Annotated in this window: 16 protein-coding genes; 6 read left to right on the forward strand and 10 right to left on the reverse strand. The window is 61.6% G+C overall.

Annotated features, from left to right (window positions below):
• Positions 1-38: 38 nt before the first annotated feature.
• Positions 39-749, forward strand: a complete 711-nt coding sequence (locus HXW87_RS06530) for an ABC-type transport auxiliary lipoprotein family protein (RefSeq protein WP_239778612.1) — start codon at positions 39-41, stop codon at positions 747-749.
• 251 nt (positions 750-1,000) lie between these two features.
• Here HXW87_RS06530 and HXW87_RS06535 read toward each other — a convergent pair whose 3' ends face one another.
• On the reverse strand, positions 1,001-2,515 hold the full coding sequence (locus tag HXW87_RS06535) for an AhpA/YtjB family protein (RefSeq protein ID WP_239778613.1): 1,515 nt from the start codon (positions 2,513-2,515) through the stop codon (positions 1,001-1,003).
• Positions 2,516-2,649: 134 nt separating this feature from the next.
• Here HXW87_RS06535 and serB point away from each other — a divergent pair, with 134 nt between their 5' ends.
• Positions 2,650-3,864, forward strand: a complete 1,215-nt coding sequence (gene serB, locus HXW87_RS06540; RefSeq protein ID WP_239778614.1) for a phosphoserine phosphatase SerB — start codon at positions 2,650-2,652, stop codon at positions 3,862-3,864.
• Positions 3,865-3,999: 135 nt separating this feature from the next.
• On the opposite strand, the gene HXW87_RS06545 is transcribed toward serB, so the two are convergent.
• The 4 genes from HXW87_RS06545 to HXW87_RS06560 all read right to left on the reverse strand — a co-directional run bounded on the left by HXW87_RS06545 (position 4,000) and on the right by HXW87_RS06560 (position 9,172).
• A complete protein-coding gene (locus HXW87_RS06545) occupies positions 4,000-5,754 on the reverse strand; it encodes a molecular chaperone (protein ID WP_239778615.1) in 1,755 nt (584 codons plus the stop codon).
• A 143-nt stretch (positions 5,755-5,897) separates the two neighbouring features.
• Complete coding sequence (asd, locus tag HXW87_RS06550; protein ID WP_047290967.1) at positions 5,898-6,758, reverse strand: archaetidylserine decarboxylase; 861 nt, start codon at positions 6,756-6,758, stop codon at positions 5,898-5,900.
• Positions 6,758-7,591, reverse strand: coding sequence for a thiosulfate sulfurtransferase (rhdA, locus tag HXW87_RS06555; RefSeq protein ID WP_047290968.1), 834 nt, complete (start codon positions 7,589-7,591; stop codon positions 6,758-6,760). The genes asd and rhdA overlap by 1 nt, the downstream gene beginning before the upstream one ends.
• Before the next feature lie 42 nt (positions 7,592-7,633).
• Positions 7,634-9,172, reverse strand: a complete 1,539-nt coding sequence (locus HXW87_RS06560; RefSeq protein WP_239778616.1) for an HDOD domain-containing protein — start codon at positions 9,170-9,172, stop codon at positions 7,634-7,636.
• A 166-nt stretch (positions 9,173-9,338) separates the two neighbouring features.
• On the opposite strand from HXW87_RS06560, the gene motA reads away from it, so the two are divergent.
• Entirely contained in the window at positions 9,339-10,190 is an 852-nt protein-coding gene (gene motA, locus HXW87_RS06565; protein ID WP_007952169.1) for a flagellar motor stator protein MotA, read from the forward strand.
• 3 nt (positions 10,191-10,193) lie between these two features.
• Positions 10,194-11,270 carry a flagellar motor protein MotB gene (gene motB / locus HXW87_RS06570; RefSeq protein ID WP_047290970.1) on the forward strand — a complete coding sequence of 359 codons (1,077 nt, stop codon included), beginning with the start codon at positions 10,194-10,196 and terminating at the stop codon, positions 11,268-11,270.
• A gap of 52 nt (positions 11,271-11,322) precedes the next feature.
• Here the strand turns inward: motB and HXW87_RS06575 are convergent, their stop codons facing one another.
• The 4 genes from HXW87_RS06575 to rsgA form a co-directional block, all read right to left on the reverse strand.
• Positions 11,323-11,808 carry a toll/interleukin-1 receptor domain-containing protein gene (locus HXW87_RS06575; RefSeq protein ID WP_047290971.1) on the reverse strand — a complete coding sequence of 162 codons (486 nt, stop codon included), beginning with the start codon at positions 11,806-11,808 and terminating at the stop codon, positions 11,323-11,325.
• Positions 11,808-12,767 (reverse strand): caspase family protein, encoded by a 960-nt coding sequence (locus tag HXW87_RS06580; RefSeq protein WP_182402456.1) that lies wholly within the window; start codon positions 12,765-12,767, stop codon positions 11,808-11,810. The genes HXW87_RS06575 and HXW87_RS06580 overlap by 1 nt, the downstream gene beginning before the upstream one ends.
• Before the next feature lie 2 nt (positions 12,768-12,769).
• Positions 12,770-13,177 carry a TIR domain-containing protein gene (locus HXW87_RS06585; protein WP_182403572.1) on the reverse strand — a complete coding sequence of 136 codons (408 nt, stop codon included), beginning with the start codon at positions 13,175-13,177 and terminating at the stop codon, positions 12,770-12,772.
• 211 nt (positions 13,178-13,388) lie between these two features.
• On the reverse strand, positions 13,389-14,420 hold the full coding sequence (rsgA, locus tag HXW87_RS06590; protein ID WP_131670977.1) for a small ribosomal subunit biogenesis GTPase RsgA: 1,032 nt from the start codon (positions 14,418-14,420) through the stop codon (positions 13,389-13,391).
• 107 nt (positions 14,421-14,527) lie between these two features.
• On the opposite strand from rsgA, the gene orn reads away from it, so the two are divergent.
• Positions 14,528-15,070: an oligoribonuclease gene (gene orn, locus HXW87_RS06595; protein ID WP_131670978.1), complete on the forward strand. Its 543-nt coding sequence runs from the start codon at positions 14,528-14,530 to the stop codon at positions 15,068-15,070.
• A gap of 84 nt (positions 15,071-15,154) precedes the next feature.
• Positions 15,155-15,766, forward strand: a complete 612-nt coding sequence (locus HXW87_RS06600) for a trimeric intracellular cation channel family protein (protein ID WP_047290974.1) — start codon at positions 15,155-15,157, stop codon at positions 15,764-15,766.
• A 91-nt stretch (positions 15,767-15,857) separates the two neighbouring features.
• Here the strand turns inward: HXW87_RS06600 and queG are convergent, their stop codons facing one another.
• Positions 15,858-16,922, reverse strand: coding sequence for a tRNA epoxyqueuosine(34) reductase QueG (gene queG / locus HXW87_RS06605; RefSeq protein ID WP_121183413.1), 1,065 nt, complete (start codon positions 16,920-16,922; stop codon positions 15,858-15,860).
• Positions 16,923-16,971 lie beyond the last annotated feature (49 nt).

Consider the following 16,971-nt stretch of genomic DNA (forward strand, 5'->3'; position numbering starts at 1 on the left):
ACTGTGGTCAGCCTTGTGGCGGCCACCTGGACGGGATGATGACTGCTCTGCGCCCTCTTATTTTCCTGCTCGCTGGCGTTTTGGGCCTGGCGGGCTGCAGCGTTCACCAGCCGGTGTCGCTGTATCAACTGGACAGCGGAAGTCCGGTTCAGCCTGCGCAAAGCGCTGGCATGGCGGTTTTGTTGGGCCCGATTGTCGTGGCCGATTACCTGCAACGAGAAACCCTGCTGCAGCGTCAGCCCGACGACAGCCTGCAAGCCTCGACCGATGGTCGCTGGGCGGGCAGCCTTTCGTCGGATATCGATCAATTGCTGATGCGACAGGTGGCGGGTCATCTGGACAGCCAGCGTGTGGTGCTGGCACCGGCAACATTGGGCTTCACGCCGGATGTGCAGGTATTGCTGACCATCACGCGACTGGATTCGGGTCAGAAACAACCGGCGATCCTCGATGCGCAATGGCGTCTGATTGACCGTCGTGGGCAGGTACGCGATAACCGCATCGTTCATCTGCAAGAGTTGCATGCCGGAACCACGGCTTCGCAGGTGCAAGCACAGGGGATTCTGCTGCAGCGTCTGGCCGAGCAGTTGTCGGTGGCGCTCAAGCCATTGGCCAACCAGCCGCCGGTGGCCGAAGCACCGCGCAAGGCGGCGCCAAAGCCGGCCGCGCCGGCAGCCGATGCCGAGAAACAGCCAAAGATCCCGATGGCCTCGCCGATTCGTACCGATATGGAAGTGTTCCGCTTCTAAGTCTGGTTCGAGTCAAAACAGAGCCCGCCTTGTGCGGGCTTTGTTGTGTCTGGGGGCTGGAAATCTTTGCCGTCAGTGCGGGCCTCTTCGCGAGCAAGCTCGCTCCCACAGGTCTTGAAGGTGTTCACAAGGTCTGTGGCAGCCACCGTCCACTGTGGGAGCGAGCTTGCTCGCGAAAGGGCCGGTACAGGCCACAAAAAAGCCCGCAGACAATCACTTGTCTGCGGGCTTCTGTGCATCAGGCCTGAAGCTTACGCCCGGCGCTCATGCATCCGCGCCAGTTGCCGCTCGAGCATCGACGGATACGGCTCCATCAAGCGCTCGACACAGCAAGCCCCCTCAGGGCTGGCGATCGGACGGATCCGCGCACGCTGGCGAATCAGCACGTCGTCACCGATCTTGCGCTCGACCAGCAGCAGGTTGCGGCTGTGCTGCGACAGGGCCAGGGCATCCTGGGCCGAGTCGGTCAGCAGCAAGTCGATCTGGCTCAGACCGAACAGGTCGTCACCCAGGGTCAGGCCCAGCTGCAATTGCAGAGTGATACCGCTGTCAGCGACTTCGATCTGCAATTGATGGCCCAGCGCCCGCAGCAATTCACCGCAGCAGATCGCATTGGTCAGGTAGTCGTCACCGCTGTCTTCGGTGTGGAACAGCATCAGCGTGCTGCCGTCGTTCAGGGTTTCGATCTCGCCCTGATACAGCGAAGCGGCCTGATCGAGGCAATCGCGGTAGCGCTCCAGCAACTCTTCCAGACGGGCACGCGGCAGGCGCCGCAGTTGTTCCTGCGAGCCCAGTTGCACGGCCAGTACCGCGCTGTGCTGGGGCACGCTGGGCGTGGCCTTGCGCGTGAGCGGCTGCGGCGCTGCATCCAGCGATTCGTCGCGCAGGTCAGCAAAAGCGTCGTCGTCTTCATCGTCCTCAACGGTGCTGACCACATGGCGCGGTGCAGGTTTTTGCGCAGCCATCGGGCGGGTTTCGTCAAAGCTCGGGTCACGCAGGTTGCGCACTTCGAACTCTGGCTCATCCTCTTCTTCGAACTCGGGTTCCGGCTCGGGCTCGGGTTTGGGCGCAGGCTCTGGGGCGAAGTTGGCGTGCAGCTGACGCGCCAGATCGCCGATCTCGTCCTGACGGTCGGTGCCCGGGGTGTATTCGTCGATGTTGCGCAGCCAGACGCGCAATTGCAGCAGCGGCGTCGACAGATACCGGCCCATGCGCAGACTCAGGGCCAGCGACAGCGCCAACAGGATCGCACTGAGAATGCCCATGCTCTGCAGGCTGATGGTCATCGGCTGCTGGAACTGATCCATGTCCAGGCTGATGCGCAGTTGCCCGGCGGTCACGTCCTGGAAGGTGATCTTGCTCTCGTACATGCCTTCGGCTTCGCCCAACAGGCTGTGCTTGGGGCGCTGACCGGATTCGGCGAGGATGCGGTTGTCCACGCTATAGATGGCCGCGTGGGCCACCAGCTTGTTCTTGGTCAGGTTGTTGAGCAGCACGTTGAGGCTGAGGATGTCGTTGGACACCAACAGTTCAGTGGCGGATGTGGCGGTCTGCGTAGTCAGGCTTTCGCCCAGCGCGTCGGCCTGCTCGTGCATGGCCTGCTTGAACTGCAAGCCCATCACCCCGGCATAGATCACCAGGGCCAGAGCGACCAGGATCACGTTATGGCTGGCAATGCGCAATGCAATCGGCACACGGCGATGACGCAGTGCACGGAAGATCAGCAGGAAGAAGTTATCGGTTTTAACTGGCGTGGGCCGGTTCACTGAGCTCGGCTCTTTTGTCCGTGAAGTTGACGCGCAGTATAGCGACAGGCCCTAGACCGGCAAAGCGCTCGCGGTGCCCGATGGTCACTGAAAGTGGGTAGACTGCGGTTTTTTTCCAGTTGCGGGGGTGCGCGTTGCGCGAAATCGTCCTGATTAACATCACGGGAGTCGACCGTCCGGGTCTGACTGCGGCCATTACTGGCGTTCTGGCACAGGGTGGTGTGAACATTCTCGACATCGGTCAGGCGGTGATCCACGACACCCTGTCGTTCGGCATCCTGGTCGAGATTCCCGACTCCGAGCAAGGCAAAGCCGTGCTCAAGGACATCCTGTTCAAGGGCTACGAGCTCGACCAGCAGGTGCGTTTCACCCCGGTTTCCGAAGAGGATTACCAGCAATGGGTGGGCAATCAGGGCAAGAAACGCCACATCGTCACCCTGTTGACCCGCAAAGTGACCGCCGGCCAATTGCAGGCGGTCAGCTCGATCACCGCCAAATATGGCCTGAACATCGACCATATCGACCGTCTGTCGGGTCGCATGCCGCTGGACACTCCGGCGGACAGGGGCAAGGGCTGCATCGAGTTCTCGGTGCGTGGCGAAGCGGCTGATCCGCAGGCGCTGCGTGCCGAATTCCTCAGCGTCGCCCAGGAGCTGAACGTCGACATCGCCTTCCAGGAAGACTCGCTGTTCCGGCGCAACCGGCGTCTGGCGGTGTTCGACATGGACTCGACCCTGATCGAAGCCGAAGTCATCGACGAACTGGCCAAGGCCGCCGGTGTCGGCGAGCAAGTCTCGGCCATCACCGAGCGGGCGATGGCGGGCGAACTGGACTTCCGCGCCAGCTTCAAGGAGCGCCTGGCGTTGCTCAAAGGCCTGGATGTCAGCGTACTGGATTCGATCGGCGCCTCGCTGCGCCTGACTGAAGGTGCCGAAACCCTGTTCGCCGAACTCAAGCGTCTGGGCTACAAGACCGCGATCCTGTCCGGCGGCTTCACGTACTTCGCCAAACAGTTGCAGGCCAAACTCGGCATCGACTACGTGTTCGCCAACGAACTGGAAGTGGTCGACGGCAAGTGCACCGGCGTGGCGATCGAACCGATTGTCGATGCCCAGCGCAAGGCGGATCTGCTGAAGGAACTGGCGCACAAGGAAGGCTTGCGCCTGGAGCAGACCATCGCCGTCGGCGACGGTGCGAATGACCTGCCGATGCTGGCGATTGCCGGTCTGGGTGTGGCATTCCGCGCCAAACCGCTGGTCAAGCAGTCGGCCAAGCAGGCGATTTCCACCCTTGGGCTGGATGGTGTGCTGTATCTGCTGGGCTTTCGCGATCGCGACGGGCAGCTCTGAGCCTGAGGCGGCCTCTGTGGCGAGGGAGCTTGCTCCCGCTGGGGCGCGAAGCGGCCCTGCTCTTTGACTCAAGAGAGTGGGACTGCTGCGCAGTCCAGCGGGAGCAAGCTCCCTCGCCACAGTTTCTTTAAAGCTTTAAAGCGATTTCCACAACGAGTCGAAATCCTCCTCGCCCCCGCCATTGCGTGCGGCCTCCAGCGAGCGATAGGCAAACTGATTGAAGCTGTGCGTACTCGCCACCCGTCGATCCAGCCCGGCGCGGTGTTCTTCGCCATGGGTGTTGATCAGCACTTTATTGCCTTCCTGAAACGGCAGGCGCGGGGCCAGCAAGGTCGCGGGCAAGTCGATGGCACTGATCTCGGGCAGCAGCAGGCCTCGCAAGTAATGGCTGTGATCGTCCCGCGAACGCACCAGTTGCAAACCGCAGGGCTCGGCGTGCGGCGCCACCAGCTCAAGGCCCATTTGCGGTCCGCCACCGCGTACCTGACGAATCCAGCGCACTACCGCAATGCTCCAGCCTTGATTCGAGCTGTCCTGAATCCCGACCATCTCCCCGGCCTGCAACTCGGCGGGCACCTCGTTCGGCCAGCCCAGGCAATAACCTCCGGGGCTATGGTTGATCACCGGCAAGGTGTAAGTCGGGTAGTGCGGCGTGTGGTCGGCTGTGCTTTCGTCTTCGCCGATATGGTCGTACTGAATCTCTTCATACGGCAGAAATTCCTCAGCGCTGTTTTGCGGGGCGGCGTCGAACGCCTGGCTCCAACTGTCTTTTTCGCCCTTGGCCACGGCGCGGCTGAAGTTCGCTGCACGGGCGCCGGGATGCTTGAGCAACTCACTGAAAGTGCGTTCGCCTCCCAGGTAGAAGTGCAGGGCGCTCATGCCGACGCACACGGTCAGGTTGCCCTGGCCGGGGGTGCGCTGAAAACTGCGCTCGGCGGTCTGGCCCCAACTGGCGTGCAGATGCTGCAGGGTGTCGAGGCTCAGACCCGCCGGGACAGGCAGCGGCGCCGGCGAATCCTGTTGCAGTAAATGCATTTCGATGGCGTTCACCAACGGTTGCGGATCGAAGCCCAGCAAATCTGTCTGTTGTTCTTTGCGAAACATGCTGCGATAACGCGGGCCGACGTCCAGTTCCGCGCTGATGGCGAACAGTCCATCCTGCGGACTGCCAGGATGCAGTTTGAGCAGTGCGCTCCACGGTTCCACCACCTCAGCCAGTCGGGCGATCTGGTTCTGCCGCAGTTGGTTGCAACGAGCGCTGCCCAGCAGCAGCACGGCGATGTAGGTCTGCTCCAGGCTCAGCTCGGTGGTCAGGCTCGCCAGGTCGTCGTGCACCCGACGCTGTTGCAGTTGCAAGCTGCAGGCGCAGCGATACAACTGATGCAGCTCGAACCACAGTTGCTCCGGCGCCGGGCTATACAGCTGCGCGGCGCGCAGCAGTTGTCCCTTGAGCGCATGCGCGGCGCGTTGCAGGGCCTGACTGACCAGCGCCGCACGATCCTTGTGGTACTTGGGCACGATGCGCAGCACGATCTGTTTGTAACCGATGGCCAACTGACTTTGCAGTGCCTGACACAGGTTGCTGATCTTGCGCGAACGGTCATCGAGCATGATCGCCTGATGCAGGAAGTGCCGTTCCAGATGCTGACAGACGAAATACACCTCGGGGCGCAGCAGCTCCAGCAGTTGCAGGCGATTGTCACTGGGGGTCAGCAATTGATTGAGTTCGCTCAGGCCTTGGTACAACTGGCGGGCGGTTTCGCCGATGTTGGCCTTGGGCAGGCCGGCGATCCAGCGCTTGAGGTCGCGCGGGGTGGCTTCGCAGAACGACAGGCGCGACTGCGTGGGAATCGGAGCGCTCAGCAGCGGGGGGGAGATGGTCTGGCTCATGCCAAAAACCATAGCAGCAAATGAGCATGTCAGCCTTCAACCGGTAGGAGCTGCCGCAGGCTGCGATCTTTTGATCCTGGTTTTTAAAAACAAAGTCAAAAGATCGCAGCCTGCGGCAGCTCCTACGCGGGGGCGCTGATGTATCAGGCTTTTGGCAGTGCCAAGCCTTGACCCATTTGTACTGGCGAACCGGCGACCAACTCTTCAGCCCATTTCACCTGATCCGGGCCAAACAGCACGATCGCGGTCGAACCCAGCTTGAAGCGTCCCAGTTCTGCACCTTTTTCCAGATGAATCGGCGCACGGGCGGCTTCGTCGTAGCGGAAGGTTTTCAGCTCGCGCTTCGGCGGGGTCACCAGACCGGCCCATACGGTTTCAATCGAAGCGACGATCATCGCGCCCACCAGCACCACGGCCATCGGCCCGCGCTCGGTGTCGAAAATGCACGCCACACGTTCGTTGCGGGCGAACAGTTCCGGCACGTTTTCTGCGGTGGTCTGGTTGACCGAGAAAATCCGGCCCGGGATGTAGACCATTTCGCGCAGGGTGCCGGCCAGCGGCATGTGCACGCGGTGGTAATCCTTCGGCGACAGGTAAATGGTGGCGAAGTCGCCGCCCATGAACGGTGCGGCATTAGCCGCATCACCGCCGAGCAACTCCAGCACGCTGAAACTGTGGCCCTTGGCCTGGAACACACGACCGTGTTCGATCGGGCCGAGCTGGCTGACCGCGCCGTCGGCCGGGCTGAGGATCGCGCCCGGGGTCTGATCCAGTGGACGCGCGCCGTCTTTCAGGGCACGGGTGAAGAACGCGTTGAAGTGCTCGTAGGCGGTCAGGTCTTCGACCAGCGCTTGCGACATGTCCACCTGATAACGCTTGGCGAACCACTGGGTGAAGGCATTCTTGAACCAGCGCACGCGGCACTCGGCAATGCAGCCGGCCAGACGCGACAGCAGGTGATGAGGCAGCAGGTACTGGCTGAGGATAAACAGACGCTCTTTCATTAGTTGTCCTTAGAACCTTGAATCTCGACAGGCGTATCAGGGTGGTTGCCCCATTCGCCCCAGGAACCGGCGTAGCCCTTGACCCGCGGATAACCGAGGGACTTGGCCACCAGATAAGTGAAGCCCGACCGGTGATGGGTCTGGCAGTGGGTAATGATTTCTTTGTCCTTGGTGATCCCGAGGTCTTCGAGGATCTGCGGCATGTCCGTGCGGATCCGCAGTTGACGCGCCTTGTCCATGCCGGCGGTCCACTCGAAGTTCACCGCGCCGGGGATATGTCCGCCCTTGGCGGCCAGCACCTTCTCGCCGGAATATTCCAGCGGCCCACGGGCATCCCAGATCGCCAGATCGGCGGCGCCGAGACGGCTTTGCAGGTATTCGCGGGTGGCGGTCGGCCCTTCGTGCAGGGTCAGCGCCACCGGGCCGCCCACCGCAGGCGGCACCTGGATCGACATCGGCATGCCCGCTTCCAGCCACGCCGGCAGACCGCCGTCGACATAGTGGTACTTGTCATGACCGATTACGTCGAGCAGCCAGATGAAACGCCCGGCCCAACCGCCGCCCTCGTCGTCGTAGACCACGTAGACCGCATCCTGGCGATGCCCCAGCTCACCGAACAACGCCTCCAGATCGGCTTTGGCCGGCAGCAGCCCCGGCGCCGGCGGCTGGCCGAGCTGGGTGCGTTTCGGGTCGACAAAGCGTGCGCCGGGAAGATGACCTTCGGCATAACGGGCAGGGCTGGTCAGATCCACCAGAATCAGTTCAGGGGAATCGAGACGCGGGAGCAGGTCGCTCGGCTCGATGACGAGCGGCAAGCCAGAGAAGTCAGACATGTGAGGTCTCCAGAGCACAAAGGGGGGGATTGTAGCGCAGCCTCATCGGCCACGGCTGCTAAAGCTGTGCAGGGCTTTCTCGATGCATTGTGCGGTTTTGCCGAATGCCTGCACGGTGATGTCGGCGAACGGCCCGCCGCCCTGATCGGCCACGACGATCATGATCACCCGGCCGTTATTGACCAGTGAGCGCAGGAACAGGTGCTCGCCGCGAAACAGCGAACGCAGGCCCGGCGGCAACAATGCGGAAAACTGTGCGTTGTTCTCGGGGTTGATCCGCACTTGTGCCTGCTGCGCGAGTAGCCGCTGCAGGACTTTGCTCTGACTGACGACAAAATTCAGCGCGGCGGCTTCCTTCGGCAAACCGAAGGTCTGGTGTACGCGCAGATTGGACTGCGTGCGGTCGGCCATCAGAATCATCACCCGACGCATGCCGCTGGCGACCAGCGCATCGCGCGCGGCGACGGTCAGGCTCATGGCATTGGTGAAGCGGCTCGGCTCGGCCAGCAGTTCGGCGCATTGTCGGCGCCACTGCGTCAGGTCCTCGGCATTCGGCGCGGCCGCTGGCAGCATCCCGGCCGGCAAACGATGGGTACCCCACGGCCACAATAATGAAACGGCCGGGTGCCACAGATCGGACATGGCATGCTGGCGCGCACTGTTGGCGGCTTGCTGGTGCAACTGCTGCTGCACTTCATCCATCGAGATTTGCAGATAAAGGCTGGTCAGGTACTGCCAGCGCTCGCTGTGCGGACTGTCCCAGGCCTGTTGCGCCGACAGCGCCAGACCGTTGGCCAGCAATACGGTGTTGGCCGGTTGATTGAGCCAGCGGCGCAAAGTCGGATCGTCATCGAGGCGATTCTGCTGGCGCAGCGGATGCTCGCTGTCGCGGGCGATACGCAGCACTTTCACCAGTTCGCGCTGTTCGCTGAGCAGCAGTTTATAGCCTTGCTGCACCCAGATCGGCAGGTGCCAGACCTGTACCAGTGCCTCGGCGATCTTCAGCAGGCGTACGCCAAACAGTTGCTTCTCGACCACCAGCGCCGATTCGCCCTTGTGGATCACCCGCAGCTCCCACTCTTCGAGCAACTCGGGAAACGTCAGCGCCAGCGGCCATAACGGCGAGAGAAACAACAGGCTGCCCCAATGAATGTCCTGCCACAGACGCGCGAGGCGACTGGCAAAAAAACCGTTGGCCTGTTGTGTGGCGTGCTGGCTGATCATTTGCAGTTGGCGCAGGGCTTTGGGGATCTGCAGCTGCGGTTCGACCGGCAGGCGCGCGAGCAATTCTTCGGTACGCGCCAGGCCCAGACGGTTGATCGCCACCTCGAGATTTTCCGCCGGTGCGGCCAGGGTGCCGTGGGTGTGACGATTCGCCTCACGGATGATGCTCAAGGCCAGTGCCGGGCTGTCCTGCATCAGGTCGGCGATGTCGCGCAGCGAACTGCGGTTGTCACGGATCGCGCGGCACACCTTGTCGTGAGCCTCTTGCGGCACGGGCAGCCGGACACTGTCGAGCAGCTTGACCCAGCCTTCGAGGGTGGTCGGTTTTACGGGTGGGACGTTCGTTTCATTAGCCATGTCTGGACGGGATCTTCACTGACTGTAGACGCGCCCGGCATGGGCTAAATTGGCTTTTCGCCTGAACTGGCTATAGTCTGGCGCAGTTTTGCCGATAAGTAGAAGAAGAGATTTTTTAACTTCCGAATATGACCTTGAACCCGACTTAAACAAGTACTTTCTACCTATGGCTAAAATTATCGGCATCATCGTCGTGTTCGCGAGCGTGCTCGGCGGATACGTGCTCTCCCACGGCAAAATTGCCGCCCTGATCCAGCCCTTCGAGGTGATGATCATCGGTGGTGCGGCCCTCGGTGCATTCCTGCAGGCCAACCCCGGTTACATGACGATGCACGTGCTCAAGAAATCCCTGAGCATGTTCAGTTCGCGTTTCAGCCACACGTTCTATCTGGAAGTGCTGGGCCTGATCTACGAGATCCTCAACAAGAGCCGCCGCGAAGGCATGATGGCCATCGAAGGCGACATCGAAGACGCCGCTGCGAGCCCGATCTTCGCCAAGTACCCGGCCGTGCTCAAAGACGAGCGCATGACCGCGTTCATCTGCGATTACCTGCGCATCATGTCCTCCGGCAACATGGCTCCGCATGAGCTGGAAGGCCTGTTCGACATGGAGCTCTACAGCCTCAAGGAAGACCTTGAGCACCCGTCCCATGCGGTGAACGGCATCGCCGACGCCATGCCCGGTTTCGGTATCGTCGCGGCGGTATTGGGTATCGTGGTGACCATGGCGTCCCTGGGTGAAGGCGATCAGAAATCCATCGGTCTGCACGTGGGTGCGGCTCTGGTCGGTACCTTCTTCGGTATTCTCGCGGCCTACGGTTTCTTCGGCCCGTTGGCGCATTCCCTGGCCCACGATGCCAAGGAAGAACTGAACGTCTATGAAGCCATCAAGGCCTCGCTGGTGGCGTCGGCTTCCGGCATGCCGCCATCGCTGGCGGTGGAGTTCGGGCGCAAGGTTCTGTACCCGGCGCACCGTCCAAGCTTCGCCGAGCTGGAACAAGCCGTTCGCGGTCGCTAAGCCATGGAAAATAATCAGCCGATAATCATCAAGCGCGTCAAGCGCATAGCCGGTGGGCATCACGGCGGGGCGTGGAAGATCGCCTTCGCCGACTTCGCCACGGCGATGATGGCGTTCTTCCTGGTGTTGTGGTTGCTGTCCACCGCAACCCCGGAGCAGAAGATCGCCATCGCCGGTTACTTCAAGGACCCGGTCGGCTTCTCCGAAAGCGGCACGCCGTACATCATCGATCTGGGCGGCACACCGACCCTGGCGCCGGAAAACACCCTCAACCCTGAAGTGAAATCGCAGCCGCAACCGGACAAGGTCACGGTCGACACCGAGCAGGTCGAAGGCATGGCCGAGCAGGTCGAAAAAGAACGCCTGGAATTGTTGCTGCAAGAACTGCAGAACAAGGTCGACGAGAACCCGCAGCTGCAGAAGTTCAAGGATCAGATCCTGTTCGAGATCACCCCGAACGGCCTGCGCATCCAGATCATGGACGCCGAAAACCGGCCGATGTTCGACTCGGGCTCGGCACGTCTGAAGCCGTACTTCGAAGACATCCTGCTGGCCATGGCCGACACCATCAAAGCGGTGCCGAACAAGATCAGTATCAGCGGTCACACGGATGCCAAGCCGTACACCGGCACCGGCGATTTCGGTAACTGGGAGCTCTCGGCGAATCGTGCCAACGCCGCGCGGCGTGCACTGGTGGCCGGCAGTTATCCGGATTCGCAGGTGGCGCGAGTCGTCGGTTATGCCTCGTCGGCGCTGTTCGACAAGGAAAACCCGTTCAACCCGGTCAACCGCCGCATCGACATCGTGGTCCTGACCAAAAAGGCGCAAGCGGCCATCGAAGGCTCGCAGGGGGCCGATGCGGCCAAACCTGCTGCCGAAGGTCAGAACGGCGCCGCTCCGGCGACGCCGGTCGATCCGAACGCGTTGCCGGCAGACCAGCAACCGGTACCGGCCCACGAGTTGCGCGAACGCTTGAACCTGTTCGACGACGCCGCACCGAAACCGGCCGCGCCGGGGACTGCGGCGCCAGCGCCGTCTGCTCCGCCAGCCGCTGCACCGGCCCCCGCACCAAAGCAGTGACCGACAAAAAAGCCGACAATGATGTCGGCTTTTTTGTGGCTGTTGATCGGCTTCAAAAACCGCGTCGAATCCGGTTTTTCAGTTGTTCATGGAACAGATCGGCGTTGCGCTTATAGGTACCACTGAAGGATTCGTTGCTCGAATCCAGCGTCATTGAGCGCTTGCTCGACACCTCTTCACGATAGGCATCAATGAAGAAATTCAGATCATTGGCCGTACTCAGCTTCGGCCACTTGTCCAGATACTCCGGCAACTGCGCTTGCCCGGTGCGGAACGAGCAGATCCGCCGGTTGCTGATGGTCGCTTCGCCGATTTCGAACGGCACCCACCACGACAGCGCAGTCTGCTCCGAAACCACCGCCAGCAGGTGCGTGCACTCGGTGATGTTGCGGGTGATCACGCCGGTGATGTCGTCGGTGGTCTGCGATTCCGGGTCGAGCACATCAAGGTAAGTCTTGATGTTGGCCTGTATCAGTCGGCTGTTGATAGCCATGGCCTGCGGGCGATCCATGTGGCGGTAGCTGATGAAAACCGGCATCAGAAATGTCCTTTTATGGCGAGTTCGCGGTAATAGGCGCCGAGTGCGGTGAGGCGGCAGCCCGTGGAGTGAATGGCGGCGTAATACATGTGCTCGGCATCGACCGGTTCGATCAGGCTGTGGCGGTTGCACTTTTGCAGTTGCGCGAAGACCTCGCCGTGCTCCGGGTCGAATGTCGTTTCGGTAGGTTCGTAGCTGGGATCGAGGGCGAACATCGACTCGGCTTCGGCAAACCATTCCGGCAACTTGCGCAGGATCTCTTTGGGGATCAGTGGCGAGACCTCGCGCAAGGAAATGAACTGCGAAACGTTGGTCTTGAATACGGGACGCTGTTCCCAGGCGTCGAGCGCGTTGTCGACGAAGGAATACAGGCTGCCGGGGGTAATTTTGCCGAGAATGTTCGCCGCCCCACCGTGCAGGGCCTGCAACAACAAAGCGGTGAAGACGCCATGTTGCGTACCCTCCATGGCCGGCTCCTCCTTTTTGCAGGCGGTGAGAATGGTCATGCCTTCACCGACCACGCTGCTTTCACTGCGCAAGGCTCGGACCTCACCGGCCGAGCCGCCTTGGCAGCAATCGAGGATGATCACTTTGTTTTTGATGCGCGTGGCTTTGGTGGCCCAGTTGAGAACGTCGCTGATGCGGATGCCGTCCTTGGCCGTGCGATAGTCCTGCGGGATCAGCATGCCTTCATCGGTGTCGACATCGAAGCTGCCGTGGCCGGCGAAATACAGCAGGGCGACGTTGCAGTCGCCGGAAAACAGTTCGCGAATCTGGTCTTCAAGTTTTTCCCGGCTCAGGTAGTCCTCTGCGGACGTCAGCACCACGTTCTTGAAATTCGGATCGCCGTTCGCGTCAGTCTTCAGCACCGAAGCCATGGCCATGGCGTCATTGCTGCAACCGCTCAGTCGCGAAACATGGGTGTAGTCGTTAATGCCGATAAACAGTCCCTTGCGCATGGTTACACCGCCGTGTGCTGGCGGATCGCACCGATGATGCTATTGGTATTCCACGCGCACTCGGCGTGCGCCGCATTACGCACCACCGTGGAAATGCGCTCGGCGCCGAACGGTTTGATCGCGATGATCACTTTGCCCATGCGCTTGGCGATCTCGATTTCCTTGTTGATCCACTTGCTGTAGGTCGAATACATCCCGGCCATGATCAGCACCACCGAGCACGGACGGATCTTGTTTTCGATGGCCTCTTCGAGCTGCCTGTCGGTCTGCGCGCCCATGACCGGGTTGTGCGGCGGCACGGAAAAATTCTTGAAACTGAAATCCGGTCTGGCGCCGAGCAGGCGTACCAGATTGTCGTGGGCGTGGGCGTAGTTCCACGAATGGCTGATGAACAAATGGTAGGTCTGCATGGGGTTCCTCGAAGGTCGCGAAGGTGCGAAGGAACAACCCAATCTAGGCATCTGGAAAGCGCCCGCAAGGTCTGCGCGCGGAAAGAGAAATGTCCTGCAAGCAGGTGCGAGCAGGCCTGTCAGAAAGGTCTGACGTTTAAACGGTCGGGGGATTTGTCAGGCGTGGTCCGACATCTGGCAGCCCCGGACGGGGGGCTGCCAGTGCAGATGTTTAGTAGCCGGTTTCCGGCAGGCTGGCGATGATCGAGCGGTAGCTGTTCATCCGCTGCTGTTGCACGCGGCCATCTTCCAGGGCTTTGAGCAGTGCACAGCCGGGTTCGCGGTCATGCTTGCAGTCGCGAAAGCGGCAGGTGCCGAGCAGGTCGTTGAACTCGATGAAGCCGGCTTCGACATCAGCGCGGCTGACGTGGCCCAGGCCGAACTCACGGATCCCCGGGGAGTCGATCAACTCGCCGCCGCCCGGAAAGTGGAACAGGCGCGCAGTGGTCGTGGTGTGCGTACCCTGACCGGACAACTCCGACAGCGGGCCGACACGGGTTTCGACTTCCGGCAGCAGGCTGTTGACCAGCGACGACTTGCCGACGCCGGACTGGCCGACGAATACGCTGATGCGGCCGTCGAGCTGCTTCTGTAACTGCTCCATGCCGTTGCCGTGATGCGCGGACACTTCCAGCACCGGATAACCCAGCGTGCGGTACACCGCCAGCAGCGCGTTGAGCGCCGGGGCGTTCTGCTCGTCGATCAGGTCGAATTTGTTCAGCAGCAGCAACGGACGGATGCCAGCGTGTTCGGCGGCCACCAGGTAGCGGTCGATCAGGTTGGCATGTGGCTCGGGCAGCGGCGCGAAGACGATGACGATCATGTCGACGTTGGCGGCGACCGGCTTGAGCTGGCCACGACTGTCCGGGCGGCAGAGCTCGGTGGTGCGCGGCAGTTGTGCGACGATCACGCCGATGCCCTGGTTGCCGGCGCGCCAGACCACCCGATCACCGGTCACCAGCGCCGGCAGGTTGGCGCGCAGGTGGCAACGGAATACCTGACCGGCCAGATCGCCGTCCACGGCCTCGACCTCGACCTGCACCCCGAAGTGGGCGATCACCAGGCCGTGTTGCTCAGGCCCCAGGTCGCCGCCCTCAAGGGCTTCGACCGCCGAGGACTCGCGTTTGGCGGCGCGGGCGGCGCGCTCGCCCTGAATCTTTTCGATGCGCCAGTTTTGACGACGATTGAGTTGGCGTTTGGCCATGGGTGTTCCGTCTGAAGAATGCAGCGATTAGGTAAAACGGCCGCGAGTTTAGCACGCCCGGGCACCGGCCTAGGCTAAACTGCGCAGCATTGCCTAGGAGCCCGAATATGCAAAACCCGCAGAACCTGATCTGGATCGACCTGGAAATGACCGGTCTGGATCCGGAAAACGACGTCATCATCGAAATGGCCACCATCGTCACCGACAGTGACCTGAACACCCTGGCCGAAGGCCCGGTGATCGCCATTCACCACAGTGACGAAGTGCTCGCCCGCATGGACGAGTGGAACACCCGCACCCACGGCAACTCGGGCCTGACCCAGCGCGTACGCGACAGCCGCATCAGCATGGCCGAAGCCGAGGCCGAGACCCTCGCCTTTCTGGAAAAGTGGGTGCCGAAAGGCAAGTCGCCGATCTGCGGCAACAGCATCTGCCAGGATCGGCGCTTCCTTTATACCCACATGAAGGCGCTGGAAAGCTACTTCCACTACCGCAACCTCGACGTGTCGACGCTCAAGGAGCTGGCCGCACGCTGGGCACCGGACGTGCGCGACAGCTTCAAGAAGGGCAGCACGCACCTGGCACTGGACGACATCCGCGAATCGATCGCCGAGCTGCAGCACTACCGCAAGCATTTCATCAAGTTTTGATGCCGGGGGGCGTCGTGTTCGCGCCCCCTTCTGGTGCGGCCCCGAAATGGCTAGACTGCGCGCCTTCCTGCCAGGACCGCCACCATGTTGCTGATGCTCTATCTGATCGCCATTACCGCCGAAGCCATGACCGGCGCGCTGTCTGCCGGACGGCGCGGCATGGACTGGTTCGGGGTGGTGCTGATCGCCTGTGTCACGGCGCTGGGCGGTGGTTCGGTGCGTGATGTGCTGCTTGGGCACTATCCGCTGACGTGGGTCAAGCACCCGGAATATTTGGTGCTGACCTCGGCCGCCGCAATGCTCACCGTGTTCACCGCGCGCTGGATGCGTCACCTGCGCTCACTGTTTCTGGTGCTCGACGCGGTCGGCCTGGTGGCGTTCACCCTGATTGGCTGCATGACTGCGCTGGAAATGGGCCACGGCATGCTGGTGGCGTCGGTCAGCGGCGTGATCACTGGAGTGTTCGGCGGCATCCTGCGCGACATTTTCTGCAACGACATCCCGCTGATCTTCCGCCGCGAACTGTACGCCAGCGTCTCGTTCGCCGCCGCGTGGTGCTACATGCTCTGCCTATACCTGAATGTGCCGAGCGAGCAGGCGATCCTGATTACCCTGTTCGGCGGTTTTCTGCTGCGGTTGCTGGCCATCCGTTTCCATTGGGAAATGCCCAAGTTCGTCTATAACGACGAGCATTAATGCATTCCCCTGTAGGAGCTGCCGCAGGCTGCGATCTTTTGATCTTGTCTTTTAAATATCAAAGTCAAAAGATCGCAGCCTGCGGCAGCTCCTACAATTGACCGTGTTGTTTCAGCGCCCACTCGACGTGTTCGCGGACTAGATCGGACGGGTAATCACGGCGTGCCTTCAAGGCTTCCAGTACCGGAATGCTCGATGGCGCGTTGCCCAGGCCGACCGCCAGATTGCGCAGCCAGCGCTCGTAACCGGCGCGGCGCAGCGGTGAGCCTTCGGTGCTGCTGAGAAATTTGTCCTCGTCCCACATGAACAGCTCCGCCAGTTCGGCGTTGTCCAGGTTGTGCCGCGGCTTGAAATCACTTTCCCCGGACGGCCGGGCGAAGCGGTTCCACGGGCAGACGATCTGGCAATCGTCGCAGCCGAACACGCGGTTGCCGATCAGCGGGCGCAGGTCTTCGGGGATGGCGTTTTTCAGTTCGATGGTCAGGTAGGAGATGCAGCGCCGGGCGTCCAGCACATAGGGGCCGACGAAGGCGTTGGTCGGGCAGATGTCCAGACACGCCGTGCAGCGCCCGCAATGTTCGCTGCTGTGCGGTTCGTCCACGGGCAGCGGCAGATCGACAAACAGTTCACTCAAGAAGAAATAGCTGCCGGCCTTGCGGTTCAGCACGAGCGTATTTTTACCGATCCAGCCCAGCCCGGCCTGCTCGGCAATGGCTTTTTCCAGCACCGGGGCGCTGTCGACGAAGGCGCGGAAACCGAATGGGCCGATCTGCGACTGAATCTTGTCGGCCAATTGCTGCACACGTTTACGGATCAATTTGTGGTAATCGCGGCCCAAGGCATAACGCGAGATGTAAGCTTTCTCCGGTTGCGCCAGCATTTGCACCATTTGCGTGTCGCCGGGCAGGTAGTCCATGCGCAGCGAAACCACACGCAACGTGCCGGGAACCAGTTCCTCCGGATGTGAGCGTTTGCTGCCGTGGGCGCCCATGTAATCCATTTCGCCGTGGTAGCCGGCGGCGAGCCAGCGCTGCAGATGCTGCTCATGCTCGGCCAGGTCCAGACCGCTGATGCCGACTTGCTGGAAGCCCAGCTCGCGGCCCCAATCCTTGATCGATTGGGCGAGGGCGGGCAGATCTGTGGTGATGGCGGACATGAGGCGAGAGAAACCGGAGCTGAGGTGCGTATAATTCTGCCAGACATCG

This window comes from Pseudomonas sp. Y5-11, from assembly GCF_022368695.1.
Taxonomy (GTDB): domain Bacteria; phylum Pseudomonadota; class Gammaproteobacteria; order Pseudomonadales; family Pseudomonadaceae; genus Aquipseudomonas; species Aquipseudomonas parakoreensis.

Bases quoted from the DNA above. Each gene is read 5' to 3' on its own strand.
- queG (WP_121183413.1), bottom strand. From the start codon at position 16,922: ATGTCCGCCATCACCACAGATCTGCCCGCCCTCGCCCAATCGATCAAG.
- HXW87_RS06575 (WP_047290971.1), bottom strand. From the start codon at position 11,808: ATGCCGGTTTTCATCAGCTACCGCCACATGGATCGCCCGCAGGCCATG.
- HXW87_RS06560 (WP_239778616.1), bottom strand. From the start codon at position 9,172: ATGGCTAATGAAACGAACGTCCCACCCGTAAAACCGACCACCCTCGAA.
- rhdA (WP_047290968.1), bottom strand. From the start codon at position 7,591: ATGTCTGACTTCTCTGGCTTGCCGCTCGTCATCGAGCCGAGCGACCTG.
- HXW87_RS06585 (WP_182403572.1), bottom strand. From the start codon at position 13,177: ATGCAGACCTACCATTTGTTCATCAGCCATTCGTGGAACTACGCCCAC.
- HXW87_RS06580 (WP_182402456.1), bottom strand. From the start codon at position 12,767: ATGCGCAAGGGACTGTTTATCGGCATTAACGACTACACCCATGTTTCG.
- HXW87_RS06545 (WP_239778615.1), bottom strand. From the start codon at position 5,754: ATGAGCCAGACCATCTCCCCCCCGCTGCTGAGCGCTCCGATTCCCACG.
- HXW87_RS06530 (WP_239778612.1), top strand. From the start codon at position 39: ATGACTGCTCTGCGCCCTCTTATTTTCCTGCTCGCTGGCGTTTTGGGC.
- motA (WP_007952169.1), top strand. From the start codon at position 9,339: ATGGCTAAAATTATCGGCATCATCGTCGTGTTCGCGAGCGTGCTCGGC.
- orn (WP_131670978.1), top strand. From the start codon at position 14,528: ATGCAAAACCCGCAGAACCTGATCTGGATCGACCTGGAAATGACCGGT.
- asd (WP_047290967.1), bottom strand. From the start codon at position 6,758: ATGAAAGAGCGTCTGTTTATCCTCAGCCAGTACCTGCTGCCTCATCAC.
- HXW87_RS06600 (WP_047290974.1), top strand. From the start codon at position 15,155: ATGTTGCTGATGCTCTATCTGATCGCCATTACCGCCGAAGCCATGACC.
- rsgA (WP_131670977.1), bottom strand. From the start codon at position 14,420: ATGGCCAAACGCCAACTCAATCGTCGTCAAAACTGGCGCATCGAAAAG.
- motB (WP_047290970.1), top strand. From the start codon at position 10,194: ATGGAAAATAATCAGCCGATAATCATCAAGCGCGTCAAGCGCATAGCC.